The sequence below is a fragment of the Pseudomonas sp. EYE_354 genome, from assembly GCF_023148575.1.
GTDB lineage: Bacteria > Pseudomonadota > Gammaproteobacteria > Pseudomonadales > Pseudomonadaceae > Aquipseudomonas.
Window position 1 is genome coordinate 1 of record NZ_JAHXNQ010000012.1, and the last position, 14194, is coordinate 14194.

Below are 14194 nucleotides of genomic sequence, written 5' to 3' on the forward strand. Positions count from 1 at the left end.
CGGTTTCAGTTTCGCCAGGATGAGTCAGGTGAGCTGCGTGTTTACGGCATACATACCAAGGCTGACAGTGGCGCTGATCGTGTACCCGTTGCGCAAGCTAGATGGAATACGGACAAAAGCGCGATGGTGGCCGTGCTGGATGGCATCAGCATTACCTGGACGCCAAATAAAGGGCCGGTGGTCAGTGCGCCGAGCCCGTATCCAGGCACATCGGAGCGCCTGGATAATTTGTTCGTGCATCCGGTTGCCGTGGGGCAGGATTCGGCAATCAGTCACTACCCTGGGCGCGAAGCTGAGGATGTTACCTGGCAGGATGCGATCATTTCGTTTCCGGCTGATTCGGGTTTGCCGCCGTTGTATTTGGTGTTTGCCAAGCCTGCGGTGAGTCCGCTTGAGGTGGGGGTTTATGGTGATCTCAGCGCGCGAAGCCGGGGGGACGGTTTAGACATTGATCATATTCCGTCACGAAAGGTGCTTGAGGCCAGTTTGAAGGCCACGTTCCCTGGTATTACCGAGCAGGAGGTTCAGATATACCTGAGGCAAGCCTCTGCGATAGCGATTCCCGCTCGGGTGCATCAAAAATTCAGCGAGACTTACGGTGGGCGCAATACCAAGGCGAAACAAGCTCATGACGTTTTCAATTTACGAGCCGCCACGGATCGGAACTTTAATGCAATCAAGCCGGGTTTGTTGGAAGAGGGCTATAGCGAGTTAAAAATCGAAGCAGCCCGTGAGCAATTGCACAAACTCAATCAGGAACAGGGGTGGTACTCATGGACGGCAGAACCATTGAAAAATGGATTAAAAACCTTGGGCGCCATCATGACGTCTTGGTCGCTGAAGGTACCGTACCCAGTCAGCCTTTAAGCGAGCTTTACCAAGGGCGTGACTCGTTAACGTTAAAGCCTGGTGCGGGACTTGAGTTGAGCTTTTCGGCGCAGACAAAAAATCTGGAAACTCTTCACATTATCCTGCTTGAGACTATGAAGGGGATGACGTCATACGCCGGAGAGCTACCCAAACCATTTTCACTGGTGAGGAATCAATCTGGTGTGCGGGCCGCTTTCGGAGCGCCGCTGGAGTCAAGGGGAATGACGAAATTGCCCTTGAATACGGCGATTGGGGGTTGGGATTCTTATCGGCTAGACTCGCAAACTCATCCAAACGCCAAACTGATTTTTACCTATGCAGAAAATCTTCAGATCAAGACACTGACGTTTACCCTGCTTGATCCTGGATCACGATGAGTGGATGCCGTTAAAACTCATTGTTTAGTAGGAGGTTCGGGGCGAACTTATGACGAGTTTATTGTCGAGAGCCTACTTCGTGCCGGATCGATAAAACCACACGCTCCCCGCTCCGAGCGGGGACGATCTTAGCCGCGTTCCCACACCTCAAAGCTGTATGCCGGCTTATCACCTTCGCCGGGATTCGGCAGATTGGAAACCAGCTTCCACTGCTGCGCATCAAACGCCGGAAACCAAGCATCCCCTTCCGGGCTCAGCGCCACGCGCGTCAAATACAGGCGATCCGCGTGTTCCAGCCCCTGCGCATACAACTGCGCGCCGCCAATCAGCATCAGCTCATCCACGCCCTGCTCCAGCGCCCAGGCTTGAGCCCGTGCCACGGCGGTTTCAAGCGACGGAAAAACTTCCGCACCTTCCAGCACCAGGTTGGTCTGACGGCTGACCACCAGGTTCAAGCGCCCCGGCAGCGGTCGGCCCAGGGAGTCCCAGGTCTTGCGCCCCATGATGATGGGCTTGCCCAGCGTGGTGGCCTTGAAATATTTGAAATCCCCTGGCAAGTGCCAGGGCATGCTGTTGTCGACGCCGATCACGCGGTTTTCACCGAGGGCTGCGATCAGGCTTAAAGGGAGAGTTTTTTTCATGGCGACGAGAATACCAGAGCCGCGACCCAGCGGTTATGCTCCAGGCTCACTGACACGACAGGACGGCGCGTGACTGTACTGACTCCTCTGCAAAAACTCTGGCTGACGGAAACCGTGCGCTTGCGTGAAGAACACGCCGGCGCCCTGGACGACCTGGAAGCCAACCGGCTGGCCCGCACCGCGGGCGGCGACCTGCCGACGCGCATCCAGCAGCGCGCCTTGCACCTGGCCGAGCGCGATGGCCTCACCCCCGCCCTCACCCGTTGGCTGCAAGGCGCGCGCCTGGCGCTGGTGCTGCTGGCGATAGTCGCGATCATCAGCGGTGCCGGGCTGGCATTTGCCGCGCTGGGCAACGGTTTAACCCCCGTAAATGTGTTCTGGGCCCTGGGCAGCCTGCTCGGCGTGAACCTGATCCTGCTGCTCAGTTGGGCCCTGGGCCTGCTGTTTGCCGGCGAGCACGGCGCCAGCCTCGGCCGCCTGTGGTTGTGGCTCAGCGAAAAACTCGCCCGCGACGCCAAGGCCGCTCAACTGGCGCCCGCGCTGTTACTGCTGCTGCAACGGCAAAAGCTCAATCGCTGGGCCGTGGGCGTGCTGGTCAATGGCCTGTGGTTGCTGGCGCTGCTCAGCGCCCTGGTCATTGTGCTGACACTGCTCGCCACCCGGCGCTACGGCTTTGTGTGGGAAACCACCATTCTCGGAGCCGATACGTTTGTCGCCGCCACCCAGGCCCTCGGCAGTCTGCCGGCCTTGCTCGGGTTTAACGTGCCGAGCATCGAGATGATCCGCGCCAGCGGTGACGCCGCGCTCACTGTCGAAAGCGCCCGCCAGGCCTGGGCCGCCTGGCTGGTCGGAGTGCTGCTGGTCTACGGCGTGGTGCCGCGCTTGATCCTCGCCCTGCTATGCCTCTGGCGCTGGCACCGCGGGCGCGTCGCCTTGCACCTGGACCTCAACCTGCCCGGCTACGCGCAACTGCGCGAACGCCTGATGCCGAGCAGCGAACGCCTGGGGGTCAACGACGCCGCGCCCGAACAGTTACACCACATCACGGCAGGCGTGAGTGAGTTGGACAGCGACGGTGCGCTGCTGGTGGCCATCGAACTGGACGACACACACACCTGGCCACCGAAACTGCCGGCCAACGTCAAAAATGCCGGCATCCTCGACAGCCGCGAATCGCGCCACAAACTGCTGGATCAGCTCACCCGCTTCCCGCCCGCCCGCCTGGCCATTGCCTGCGACCCGCGCCGCTCGCCCGACCGTGGCAGCCTGGCGTTGATCGCCGAGCTGGCACGCAGCGCCACGGCCACCCGTGTCTGGTTGCTGCAAGCCCCACCGGGCCAGGCACTGGACGCCGCACGCCTGGGCGATTGGCACACCGCGCTGCAACAGTTGGAACTGCCGTTCGCCGACTGCGCGCCGCTCAATTGGCTGGAGACCGGCCATGACTAAACCGCTGAAACTCGCCGTGGTCGGCCACACCAACGTGGGCAAGACCTCCCTGCTGCGCACCCTGACCCGCGATGTGGGCTTTGGCGAAGTATCCCATCGCCCCAGCACCACGCGGCATGTGGAAGGCGCACGGTTGTCGGTGGACGGCGACGCCTTGCTGGAGCTGTACGACACGCCCGGCCTGGAAGATGCCATCGCCCTGCTCGACTATCTGGAACGCCTCGATCGACCCGGCGAACGCCTGGACGGTCCGGCGCGCCTTGCGCGGTTTCTCGAAGGCAGCGAGGCCCGCCAGCGTTTCGAGCAGGAAGCCAAGGTGTTGCGCCAACTGCTGGCCTCGGATGCCGGCCTGTATGTGATCGACGCCCGCGAGCCGGTGCTGGCCAAGTACCGCGATGAGCTGCAAGTGCTGGCCAGTTGCGGCAAGCCGTTGCTGCCGGTGCTCAACTTCGTCAGCAGCAGCGACCATCGCGAGCCCGATTGGCGCGAAGCCCTGGCCCGCCTGGGCCTGCATGCACTGGTGCGTTTCGACAGTGTCGCGCCGCCCGAAGACGGCGAGCGCCGCCTGTATGAAAGCCTGGCCCTGCTGCTGGAGAACGCACGGCCGCAGTTGGAACGCTTGATCCTTGATCAGCAAGCCCAACGCCAGGCCCGCCAGCAAAGCGCCGCCCGGTTGATCGCCGAGCTGCTGATCGACTGCGCGGCCTGTCGGCGCAGCGTGGTCACCGAAGACGAACCCCAGGCCATCAGCGATCTGCGCAAAGCCGTGCGTCAGCGCGAACAAAAATGCGTGGAGGCCCTGCTCAAGCTGTTCGGTTTCCGCCCGCAGGACGCCGCCGCCAGCGATTTACCGCTGCTGGACGGGCGCTGGGGTGACGACTTGTTCAACCCGGAAACCCTCAAACAACTCGGCGTGCGCGTGGGCGGTGGCATCGCCGCAGGCGCCGCCGCCGGGGCCGGGGTGGACTTGCTCGTCGGCGGGCTGACCCTCGGCGCCGCCGCCATCGCCGGAGCGATTGCCGGAGGCGCGCTGCAAACCGCACGCAGCTATGGCGGCCGCCTGCTGGGCAAGATCAAAGGCCAGCGCGAACTCACCGTCGACGACAGCGTGCTGCGCCTGCTCGCCCTGCGCCAGCGCCAACTGCTCAAGGCCTTGAACCAGCGCGGGCATGCGGCGATGCACAGCATCAAGGTCGACACGCCCCAGGACAAAACCTGGCGCGAGGGTAAATTACCGGACGCGCTGCACAAGGCTCGCGCCCACCCGCAATGGTCATCCCTCAACCCGCACGCGAAACTGAGCCAGACTGAACGCCAGGAACAGGTCCAGGCCCTGGCTCAGCGGCTGGACGCGTCCTGATCGGCCAATAGCTGCAACGCTTTGGCTTTGAGCAGCTCAAGGTCGATCAATGACACGTGCATCTCCTTGGCGTGCTCGTCCCAGTGGCGCATGCGCAGGCTCACCGCGCACAGCGGGTCCTGTTCGAACACCTGGGCCTCTTCGGCGCTCATGGGCCCGCCCTGGTAAGCCAGGGTCCGGCGGCTGGCTTCGCTTAGGCGGGCATAGTAGCCAGGCTGGCTGAACGTCAGGTAACGCTTGGCCTGCACGTGATACTCCACCAGCCTGGCCATGCGCTCGCCGAAGCCTGCGCGCCGCAAATAATCGGCCCCCAGCCGCTCATGGCTGGCCACGCCGTAACCGCCCATAGGCTCGCCGCCCTGCCCGCAGATATGCCCGATATCGTGGAAAAACGCCGCCAGCACCACCTCATCATCAAAGCCTTCAGCCATTGCCAGCTGTGCGGCCTGGGACATGTGTTCGATCTGCGACACCCGCTCGCCGATGTAATCGGCCTGGCCGTGCTGTTCGTACAAACCGAAGACCTCGGCCACCACCTGCGCACGGGTCATAGCACCTGCCCCCACAATGCCGTGATATTCCGCTCGGCCATCGCCGGGCCCACACTCATCCCCACTCCGGTGTGCATCAACGCGGTGCTCACGCCGGGGGCCACGCGCAGGAACGAAAACGGTCCAGGCCCGCGCGCGCCGTACACCCCCTGCCAACGCTCCAGCACCTGAACCTTGCACCCCAAGGTGTGCTCGGCCAGTTCGATCAGCCAGTCGTCGACCTGCTCGGCATTGAACGGTGATGCATCGCTGCCGTAGTCGTGGGAGTCGCCGATGATCAGTTCGCCATGGGGCGTCGGGCTGATCAGCAGGTGAATCCCGTGTTGGTGCAGGTGCGGTGCTTCACGCAGGATCTGCGCCTGCACCGCTGCTGCTTCCGGCAAGTCGGCGAACGCGCCGTAATGCACACAACTGAGGCCCGTGAGCAATGCGTGTTTCAGGTTCAGGTCAAACGCCGGCCGGGCGCGCAGCATTTGCAGGCGACAGACCTGTGGATTGAGCTGCGTGATCGCCTCGGCCAGCAGGGTCTGGTAATCGTGCCCGGAGCACACAATGATCTGCTCGCCCCGAAAACTGCCCGCCGTGCTGTGCAGCTGGCCCGGTTCGACCTCGCGCACCAGGGTCGAGAAGTGAAACTCCACGTTCAATACCTGGCTCAGGTAGTGGATCAGCGCCGGGATCGCTTCGCGCGAATACAGCTGCTGATCGTCCTTGCCGTGCAACGCCGCGCGGTGATGGCCAAACTGGCCGCCATACAACGCCTTCAGCGCCGCGCCTTGCAGCAACTCGACGCGGTAGCCATGTTGCTGTGCACGTCCGGCGCAGAACGCTTCCAACAGTTGCTCTTCGGCCTCGGTCCGGGCGAACAGGTACGAACCATTGCGCTTGAGTTGCACCCCCGCCACCTGGGCCCAGTGCCCCCAGATCTCGCGGCTTTCCCGTGCCAGCTCGAGCATCGGCCCCGGCGGTTGGCCCGTGACCAATGCCTGACCGAAGTTGCGCACCGACGCCCCCAACGGCGTGGCGCTGCGCTCGAACACCTTGACCTTGAGCCCGCGCCTGGCGGCTGCGTAGGCGTGGGACAGGCCGAGGATACCGGCGCCGATGATCAGCAGGTCGCTGTGGTGTGTCATTGGTAATGTCCTGTTTTCAAGACCGCTATCGGGGGCAAGCCCCCGATGAGGCCACTGGCCCTGACGAAAAAAACCTACTGACCGGCAACCTTCTCCGACTTGCCGTCATAACGCTTACGCCACTCGGTCAAAATGCTGTCGCGGTTCTTCGAGGCCCAGGCGAAGTCATTCTTGATCAACCGTTGCTCATAGTCGGCCGGCAATTCGGTCTGCGGCTTGGCAACACCGGGCTGAGCGAGGACGGCGAAGTTGTCCTTGTACAGCTCCATCGCGGCGGGGCTGGCCGAAAAGTCAGCCAGTTTTTTCGCTGCCTCGGCGTGGGCGGTGCCCTTGATCACGGCGGTCGCTTCGATGTCCCAACCCAGGCCCTCCTTGGGCAGGATGATGTCCAGCGGCGCGCCCTGGCGCTTGAGCTGCACGGCCGGGTATTCAAAGGAAATACCGATCGGGAACTCACCAGACGCCGCCAGTTTGCAAGGCTTGGAACCGGAGTGGACGTACTGGCCGATGTTCTGGTGCAGGTCGTCCATGTACTGCCAGCCCTGCTTCTCGCCGAAGGTCTGCAGCCAGGCGCTCACATCCAGAAAGCCGGTACCGGAGGATGCCGGGTTAGGCATGACGATCTTGCCCTTGTACTCAGGCTTGGTCAGGTCTTGCCAACTCACCGGCTTGGTCAGGCCTTGCTTCTCGGCTTCGACGGTGTTGAAGCAAATGGTCGCGGCCCACACGTCCATGCCCACCCAGGCCGGCGGGTTGGCGGCGTCGCGGTAATTTTTGCCGATCTTGTCCAGATCCTTCGGCGCGTAGTTGTCCAGCATGCCCTGCTGGTCGAGGATCGCCAGGCTGGAGGCGGCCAGGCCCCACACCACGTCCGCCTGGGGCCGAGCTTTTTCGGCCAGCAGCTTGGCAGTGATGATGCCGGTGGAGTCACGCACCCATTTGATCTCGACGTCGGGGTTGGCCTGCTCGAAGGCCTTTTTGTAGGTCTTCAACTGCTCGGCTTCGAGGGCCGTGTACACGGTGAGCTCGGTCTTGGCGAAGGCATTCAGGCTGAATGCAGTGAGTACCGCAGCGACCAGCGCCAGGGGCTTGAACATGGAGCACCTCCTTCAGGATGTTTATTGGCCCGGCGCACGCTGGCGCCAGGCTTGGGAACGGCGCAACGCGCCACGTGAAGCCCACGCCAGCAGCAGCGAAACGCCGCCCGAGGTGAACAGGATCAGGGTCGACATCGCCGCCGCACCGCCCACATTGCCGGCGTCATCCATGTTCAATACGGCGACGGCGGCGAGGAGGGTGTCGGGGCTGTAGAGGAAGATCGCGGCGGACACGGTGGTCATCGCCGACACAAACAAGTAGCGCACGATGTCCAGCAACGCCGGCAGGCAGATCGGCACGGTGACGCGCAGATAGTGGCGGTACAGCGGCGCCTTGAGCGACAGCGCGGCGGCTTCGAACTCGCTGTCCAACTGGCGCAGGGCCGTGGTGGCGGTCATCTGCGCGGTGGTCAAATAATGAGCAATGGTGCACACCACCAGCAGGGTCATGGTGCCGTAGAACACATGGAGCGGGTTGCCGTTGAGGTTGAAGAAAAATACATAGCCCAACCCCAGCACCAGTCCCGGCACGGCCATCGGCACAAAACTGAGCAGGCGCAGCGCCAGGTTGAGGCCTCTCTGACCTTTGGTTTTTTCCATCAGGTAGGCGCCGGTGAAGATCAACACGCTGCCGACCAATGCCGTGCACAAGGCCATGGTCAGGCTGTTGCGATAGGCCAGCCAGCCACCGCCTGCGGTGTCTTCGAACTGGTAGTGGTTGAGCGACAGCGACAGGTTGTACGGCCAGAATTTGACCAGCGAGGAATACACCGCCATGCCGAACACCAGCAGCAACACGCCGCAGATCAGCAGGACGATGGCCAGGTAGCAGCCATCCCTTAACCGCGAGGGTGTCGGCTGGAACACTTGGGCGCGGCCACTCATGGCGTCGCCCTGACGACGGCGCAACCACGCATCCACGCCAAAACTGAACAGCGCCGGCAGCAGCAACACCATGCCGATCAACGCGCCACGACCAAACTGCTGCTGGCCGACCACGGCTTTATAGGCCTCCAGCGCCAGCACTTGGTAATCACCACCGACCACCACGGGCACGCCGAAGTCAGTGATGGTCAGGGTGAACACCAGGCAGAACGCGGCAAAGACGGCTTGTCGCGTGGCCGGCCAGGTAATGCTGCGAAACGCCCGGGCGGGGCTGGCGCCCATGCTTGACGCCGCATCGAACAGTCGCGCATCCGCCAGGGACAGCGCCGACAGCAGAATCATCAGCGCGTGCGGGAAGGTGTAGATCACCTCACCCAGCACAATCCCCCAGAACCCGTAGATATTCTCCGCGAGCAGCCCGCGCAGCAGGCCCTGGTTACCAAACAAGTACACCAGCGCAATGCCTGGCAGCATTGACGGCGCCATCAGCGGCAGCAGCGAAAGACCGCGCCAGATCGCCTTGCCAGGAATCAGCGTGCGTTGCAGCGCGAAGGCAAACAGGTAAGCCAACGGTACGACGATGGCCGCCACGCTGAGGGAGACTTTGAGGCTGTTGCCCAGCAGCCAGTGGAAATTTGCGCTGATGAGCAGTTCTCGTGCCGCCACAAGACCACCGCCCTGCCCGGCTTCGCTGCTGAACCCGCGCCAGAAAATCGCCAGCAAGGGCATCAATACCGCGACACCCAGCAGGCACAACCACAGCAGTTTGCCGCCGACCACGAACAGGCGGTCGCCGGCTTCGGCACGGGACACCTCGCGGGGCAGCGGCACGCTCATATCAACGGCCATTTCAGGCAAACACCTGCAGGCTGCGCGGCGGCAACGCCACCCAAATGTCCTGAGCGCCCAGGCGCGGCATGGCTTCGGGAGCCAGTTCGGCCAGCAGTGGGTGACCGGGCAGTTGTTCCAGTTCAAAGCTCATGCGGCAGCGGTTGCCAAGGAAGGTGATCTCGCGAACCTTGGCCGGGAACAGGTTTTCTTCGTGCACCGGCGGGTTGACGCTGATGGCTTCCGGGCGGCAGAACAGGCGGCCGGACTTGGCCACACCGGCGTCATCGGCCAGACGCATGTTCAGCCCGCCGACCTGGGCATGGCTGGCACTGTTGCGGCTGAACGGCAGCCAGTTGCCCTGGCCGACAAACTCCGCCACGAACGGTGTGGCCGGGCGGTCGTAAATCTCCTGGGGCGTTGCGTATTGCTCGACCTTGCCGTTGTTCATCACCGCAATGCGATCGGCCATCAACATGGCTTCGTCCTGGTTGTGGGTGACCATCAAGGTGGTGATGCCCAGGCGGCGTTGCAGTTGGCGCAGCTCGGTGCACAGGTGCTCACGCACACGGGCGTCGAGGGCCGACATGGGTTCGTCGAGCAACAACAACGAAGGCGCAGGCGCCAGCGCTCGGGCCAGGGCCACCCGTTGCTGCTGGCCACCGGAGAGTTGACCGGGGTATTTCTTTTCGCTGCCCACCAGGCCGACCAACGCCAGCATTTGCCCGACGCGCTGGCGCACTTCATCGCGGCCGCTGCCGGTGAGGCCGTAGCCGATGTTCGCTTCGACAGTGAGATTGGGAAACAGCGCGTAGGACTGGAACAAAATGCCGTAGTCCCGCGCCTGCGGTGGCAACAGGGAAACGTCGCGGTTACCCAGGTAAAGTTCGCCACTGTCCTGGCGCTCCAGGCCGGCGATGCAACGCAGCAAGGTGGTCTTGCCGCAACCGGACGGCCCCAGCAGGCACACCAGCTCGCCGGCGGCGACGTCCAGGGACACGTTGTCCAACGCCGCAAAGGCGCCGAAGCGTTTCTGGATACCGCGCACTTTCATCGGCGCGCCGGGTTGGCTCAGGGCTGTGTTCATGGTGGCACCTCATCAAACTGATGAGAGCCATGCTAGGCAGGCAATGCGTCGCTCATGTGGCAGGAAGGCAAAAGGGAGTGATAGTGGTATTGGTGGATTTGGGTAGGCGATTCAAAAATGGGCCGCCTGGTCTGTCGCAATCGCAGGATCGCCTCCGATTGGCCCTCAAGGCCAGCACCACACCACCTCAGAGCGGCGACATTTCCTGAGCCAACCCCAAAAACGCCGCCGGCAGCCGCGCGCCTTTGCGTTCCTTGAGGCAGTACAGGTACTCCGGAATCTGCGGCGCGTTCTCGATGGTCAGCACGCGCAGTTGCGGGTCATGGGGCACTTCCTGACGCGCGATGATGCTGATGCCGATGTTGCGCAGCACCGCCTCGCGGATCGACTCTCGACTGCCGATTTCCAGCAGCGGGCCATAACTCACGCCGGCGCCGTGCAGCATCTCTTCGGTCAGGCGGCGGGTGGTGGAGCCGGCTTCGCGCATCAGCAACGTATGCCCGGCCAGTGCGGTCAACGGTACATGCTCGAGTGTGGCCAGGGGGTGATTGCGGTGCACCGCCAGCACCAACGGGTCGGTACCGAGCACGCGGCGAATCAAGCGCGGGTCTTCCAGCAATTGCGACGAGGCGGCGACGTCGACGCGGTAATCGTCCAGTGCTTCGAGTACCTGCTGGGAGTTGCCGATTTCCACGGACACCTCCACCTGCGGCAAGCGCTCGCGAAAGGCTTTGACCAGATCAAGGATGTAATACGGCGCGGTCGCAGCAATGCGCAAGGCGCCCTGCACCTGACCATTGTTACGCAGGAAAAACTCGATATCCGCTTCCTGCTGCAACAGCGCCTTGACCATCGGCAGCAGCCGCGCGCCCTCGTCACTGACGGTCAGACGACGGCCGCCACGGTAGAACAGCTCTACGCCGTACTGGCTTTCGAGGTTGCGGATCTGGGTGGTGACGGTGGGTTGGCTCAGGCCGAGTTTTTTCGCCGCCTGGGTGATGCTGCCCAGGCGGGCGACCTTGTAAAACGCTTTTAGCTCAGCACTCAGCACACCAGCCTCTCAACCCTATTTGCGCAACAGACGCAGGCCATTGAATACCACCAGCAGGCTCACCCCCATATCGGCGAACACCGCCATCCACATAGTGGCCATGCCCAGGAAAGTGACCGCCAGGAAGATCGCCTTGATCACCAACGCCAGGGCGATGTTCTGCTTGAGGATACTCGACGTTTGTCGCGACAGCCGAATGAAAGCCGGGATCTTGCGCAAATCATCGTCCATCAGCGCCACGTCGGCGGTTTCGATGGCCGTGTCCGTGCCCGCCGCTGCCATGGCAAAGCCGATCTCGGCGCGGGCCAGGGCTGGCGCGTCGTTGATACCGTCGCCAACCATGCCCACGCGGTGGCCCTGGCTGTAAAGGGCTTCAATGGCATGCAGTTTGTCGGTGGGCAGCAGGTCACCCTGAGCCTGATCGATGCCGACCTGGGCCGCAATCGCCTTGGCGGTGTGGGTGTTGTCGCCCGTGAGCATCAGGGTCTTGATGCCCAGTTCGTGCAACTGCCGGATGGCTTCGCGGCTGCTGTCCTTGACCGTGTCGGCCACGGCAAACAGGGCAAGGGGGCCGGACTTGTCGAGCAACAGCACCACGGACTTGCCTTGTTTCTCCAGGGCGAAGAGTTTTTCTTCCAGCTCCGGCGAGCAGAGGCCAAGGTCTTCTACCAGGCGATGGTTGCCCAGGTGATAGGTTTGGCCCTCAATGTCACCGCGCACACCGCGACCGGCCAGGGCTGCGAAGTTATCCACAACGTGGTTCGACAGGTTTTTATCCACAGCCGCGTTGGCGATCGCCATCGACACCGGGTGGTCAGAGCGCCGGGCCAAACTGGCGGCCAGGGCTGGCGCGCTGGACTCCACATTCGGGAACAGCGCCAGGTAATCGGTTTGCACCGGCTTGCCGTGGGTGATGGTGCCGGTCTTGTCCAGCGCCAGGTAGTCGAGTTTGTACCCGCCCTCCAGGTACACACCGCCCTTGATCAGGATGCCTTTACGCGCGGCAGCCGCCAGGCCGCTGACGATGGTCACCGGGGTGGAGATCACCAGCGCGCATGGGCAGGCGACCACCAGCAATACCAGGGCGCGGTAGATCCAGTCGAACCACACGCCGGCCATAAACAGCGGTGGAATGACGGCCACACCCAGGGCAAACAGGAAAACGGCCGGGGTGTAGACCTTGGAGAAGCTGTCGACAAAGCGCTGAGTCGGTGCGCGCGCGCCCTGGGCCTGCTCCACCGCGTGAATGATCCGCGCCAGCGTCGAGTTATTGGCCGCTGCCGTCACAGCGTACTCCAGCGAACCGGCCTGGTTGATGGTGCCGGCGAAGACCTTGTCGCCCACGGTCTTTTCAATCGGCAGGCTTTCACCGGTGATCGGCGCTTGGTCGATGGTGGACTGGCCGGCAGTGACTTCGCCGTCCAGGCCAATGCGCTCACCGGGCTTAACCCGAACGATAGCACCCAGTTCGATGCTTTTGACTTCCTGTTCCGCCCAACTGCCGTCGGCCTGCCGTACGGTGGCCTGTTCCGAGGTCATCTGCATCAAGCCACTGATGGCATTGCGCGCACGGTCCAGGGACTTGGCTTCGATCAACTCGGCAACGGTGAACAGGAACATCACCATGGCGGCTTCCGGCCATTGGCCGATCAGGATCGCGCCGGTGACGGCTATGCTCATCAGGGCGTTGATGTTCAGGTTGAGGTTCTTCAGGGCAATCCAGCCCTTTTTATAGGTGGTGAGGCCACCGCTGAGGATCGACACCAGCGCCACGATGGCGATCACCCAGGTAGGTGCAGCATCCGTGAAGTGCAGCACTTCAGCGCCCAACGCACCAAAGCCGGACAGCGCCAGCGGCCACCAGTGCTTCTTGGCCGGCGGTTCGGCGGCCGGCGTGCCTTCTTCGATCGGGTCGGCCTGCATGCCCAGTGATTTGATCGCGTCGATGATCGGTGCCGTGCTCGGCAGGTCATGGGTAACGCCGAGGATGCGGTTGATCAGGTTGAATTCCAGCTGCTGCACACCGGCGAGCTTGCCCAGTTTGTTCTGGATCAGCGTCTGCTCGGTGGGACAGTCCATCGCCTCGATGCGGAAAGTGCTCAGGCGCGAGCCCGCGGTGGGCGCTTCGCTCAGTTGCACCAGCGCCGGTGCCGGCGCGCCGGAACAACAGGAGCCGCCATGGCCGTGGTCGTGGACCGGCGTGAGTTTCCTGGGGCCGTGATCGTGATCATGGTCATGTTTGTGCGGGGTGTGGAGGGAATCGCTCATTCTGTCGCGTCCGTAAGGTGCCTGTTGCCAAGTAAAGACCCTGTAGCCACTATAGGGTCAAGCACCCATTTGGAGATTGCTGCGATGAAGATCGGCGAACTGGCCAAACTGACCGACTGTCAGGTGGAAACCATCCGTTATTACGAGAAAGAAGGCCTGTTGCCGCCCCCGGCGCGCACGGACGCCAACTACCGCGTGTACACCCAGGCGCACACCGAGCGCCTGATCTTTATCCGCAATTGCCGCAGCCTCGACATGACCCTGGAAGAAATCCGCAGCCTGCTCAGCCTGCGCGACAGCCCGCAGGACCAGTGCGAAAGCGTGAATGCCTTGATCGATGAGCATATCCACCATGTGAAAGCGCGGATCGATGGGCTGTTGGCGTTGCAGGACCAGTTGCTGGATCTGCGCCAACGCTGCGGCAGTGGGCCGGACCTTGATCAGTGCGGGATTTTGCAGCGGCTGGAAGTCAGCGGCAGTGTGCAGGCCAGCGAGGCTGAGCCTTCGCATGTAGGCAGAAGCCACGGCCATTGAGTCAGCCGGGTTCAGAAATGTGGGAAGCGGCTCGCCCTTCCCACATTCAGCTCGAGGCAGCCT

At 62.8% G+C, this 14194-nt stretch carries 13 protein-coding genes; 5 read left to right on the top strand and 8 right to left on the bottom strand.

Annotation, left to right across the window (positions count from 1 at the left end; all coding sequences use genetic code 11):
• On the top strand, positions 1-867 hold an 867-nt coding region (locus KZX66_RS17180; RefSeq protein WP_248081570.1), incomplete at its 5' end, for an S-type pyocin domain-containing protein.
• Positions 774-1247 carry a DUF6392 family protein gene (locus KZX66_RS17185; RefSeq protein WP_248081571.1) on the top strand — a complete coding sequence of 158 codons (474 nt, stop codon included), beginning with the start codon at positions 774-776 and terminating at the stop codon, positions 1245-1247. The genes KZX66_RS17180 and KZX66_RS17185, both read left to right, overlap by 94 nt.
• Before the next feature lie 128 nt (positions 1248-1375).
• Here KZX66_RS17185 and KZX66_RS17190 read toward each other — a convergent pair whose 3' ends face one another.
• Positions 1376-1888, bottom strand: coding sequence for a dihydrofolate reductase (locus tag KZX66_RS17190; RefSeq protein ID WP_248081573.1), 513 nt, complete (start codon positions 1886-1888; stop codon positions 1376-1378).
• Positions 1889-1957: 69 nt separating this feature from the next.
• Here KZX66_RS17190 and KZX66_RS17195 point away from each other — a divergent pair, with 69 nt between their 5' ends.
• Both KZX66_RS17195 and KZX66_RS17200 read left to right on the top strand, forming a co-directional pair.
• Positions 1958-3337 carry a DUF2868 domain-containing protein gene (locus KZX66_RS17195; protein ID WP_248081575.1) on the top strand — a complete coding sequence of 460 codons (1380 nt, stop codon included), beginning with the start codon at positions 1958-1960 and terminating at the stop codon, positions 3335-3337.
• A complete protein-coding gene (locus tag KZX66_RS17200) occupies positions 3330-4697 on the top strand; it encodes a DUF3482 domain-containing protein (RefSeq protein WP_248081577.1) in 1368 nt (455 codons plus the stop codon). The genes KZX66_RS17195 and KZX66_RS17200 overlap by 8 nt, the downstream gene beginning before the upstream one ends.
• Here the strand turns inward: KZX66_RS17200 and KZX66_RS17205 are convergent.
• From KZX66_RS17205 to KZX66_RS17235, 7 genes are all read right to left on the bottom strand, one after another.
• Positions 4676-5248 (bottom strand): phosphonate degradation HD-domain oxygenase, encoded by a 573-nt coding sequence (locus KZX66_RS17205; protein ID WP_248081579.1) that lies wholly within the window; start codon positions 5246-5248, stop codon positions 4676-4678. The two genes, KZX66_RS17200 and KZX66_RS17205, sit on opposite strands and share 22 nt — an antisense overlap.
• Entirely contained in the window at positions 5245-6381 is a 1137-nt protein-coding gene (locus tag KZX66_RS17210; RefSeq protein ID WP_248081581.1) for a TIGR03364 family FAD-dependent oxidoreductase, read from the bottom strand. Before KZX66_RS17210 ends, KZX66_RS17205 begins: the two co-directional genes overlap by 4 nt.
• Before the next feature lie 74 nt (positions 6382-6455).
• Positions 6456-7478, bottom strand: coding sequence for a putative 2-aminoethylphosphonate ABC transporter substrate-binding protein (locus KZX66_RS17215; protein ID WP_248081583.1), 1023 nt, complete (start codon positions 7476-7478; stop codon positions 6456-6458).
• A 21-nt stretch (positions 7479-7499) separates the two neighbouring features.
• The gene (locus tag KZX66_RS17220) at positions 7500-9212 is read right to left on the bottom strand and encodes a putative 2-aminoethylphosphonate ABC transporter permease subunit (RefSeq protein WP_248081585.1); all 1713 of its coding nucleotides are present in this window, start codon (positions 9210-9212) and stop codon (positions 7500-7502) included.
• A 1-nt stretch (position 9213) separates the two neighbouring features.
• Positions 9214-10278: a putative 2-aminoethylphosphonate ABC transporter ATP-binding protein gene (locus KZX66_RS17225; RefSeq protein WP_248081587.1), complete on the bottom strand. Its 1065-nt coding sequence runs from the start codon at positions 10276-10278 to the stop codon at positions 9214-9216.
• A 187-nt stretch (positions 10279-10465) separates the two neighbouring features.
• Complete coding sequence (locus KZX66_RS17230; protein WP_248081589.1) at positions 10466-11329, bottom strand: LysR family transcriptional regulator; 864 nt, start codon at positions 11327-11329, stop codon at positions 10466-10468.
• 15 nt (positions 11330-11344) lie between these two features.
• Entirely contained in the window at positions 11345-13597 is a 2253-nt protein-coding gene (locus KZX66_RS17235; RefSeq protein WP_248081591.1) for a heavy metal translocating P-type ATPase, read from the bottom strand.
• Positions 13598-13681: 84 nt separating this feature from the next.
• Here KZX66_RS17235 and cadR point away from each other — a divergent pair, with 84 nt between their 5' ends.
• On the top strand, positions 13682-14131 hold the full coding sequence (cadR, locus tag KZX66_RS17240; protein ID WP_248081593.1) for a Cd(II)/Pb(II)-responsive transcriptional regulator: 450 nt from the start codon (positions 13682-13684) through the stop codon (positions 14129-14131).
• Positions 14132-14194 lie beyond the last annotated feature (63 nt).

Coding starts and splice junctions, on each gene's coding strand:
- KZX66_RS17185 (WP_248081571.1), top strand. CDS start 774: ATGGACGGCAGAACCATTGAAAAATGGATTAAAAACCTTGGGCGCCAT.
- KZX66_RS17190 (WP_248081573.1), bottom strand. CDS start 1,888: ATGAAAAAAACTCTCCCTTTAAGCCTGATCGCAGCCCTCGGTGAAAAC.
- KZX66_RS17200 (WP_248081577.1), top strand. CDS start 3,330: ATGACTAAACCGCTGAAACTCGCCGTGGTCGGCCACACCAACGTGGGC.
- KZX66_RS17205 (WP_248081579.1), bottom strand. CDS start 5,248: ATGACCCGTGCGCAGGTGGTGGCCGAGGTCTTCGGTTTGTACGAACAG.
- KZX66_RS17210 (WP_248081581.1), bottom strand. CDS start 6,381: ATGACACACCACAGCGACCTGCTGATCATCGGCGCCGGTATCCTCGGC.
- KZX66_RS17215 (WP_248081583.1), bottom strand. CDS start 7,478: ATGTTCAAGCCCCTGGCGCTGGTCGCTGCGGTACTCACTGCATTCAGC.
- KZX66_RS17220 (WP_248081585.1), bottom strand. CDS start 9,212: ATGGCCGTTGATATGAGCGTGCCGCTGCCCCGCGAGGTGTCCCGTGCC.
- KZX66_RS17225 (WP_248081587.1), bottom strand. CDS start 10,278: ATGAACACAGCCCTGAGCCAACCCGGCGCGCCGATGAAAGTGCGCGGT.
- KZX66_RS17235 (WP_248081591.1), bottom strand. CDS start 13,597: ATGAGCGATTCCCTCCACACCCCGCACAAACATGACCATGATCACGAT.
- cadR (WP_248081593.1), top strand. CDS start 13,682: ATGAAGATCGGCGAACTGGCCAAACTGACCGACTGTCAGGTGGAAACC.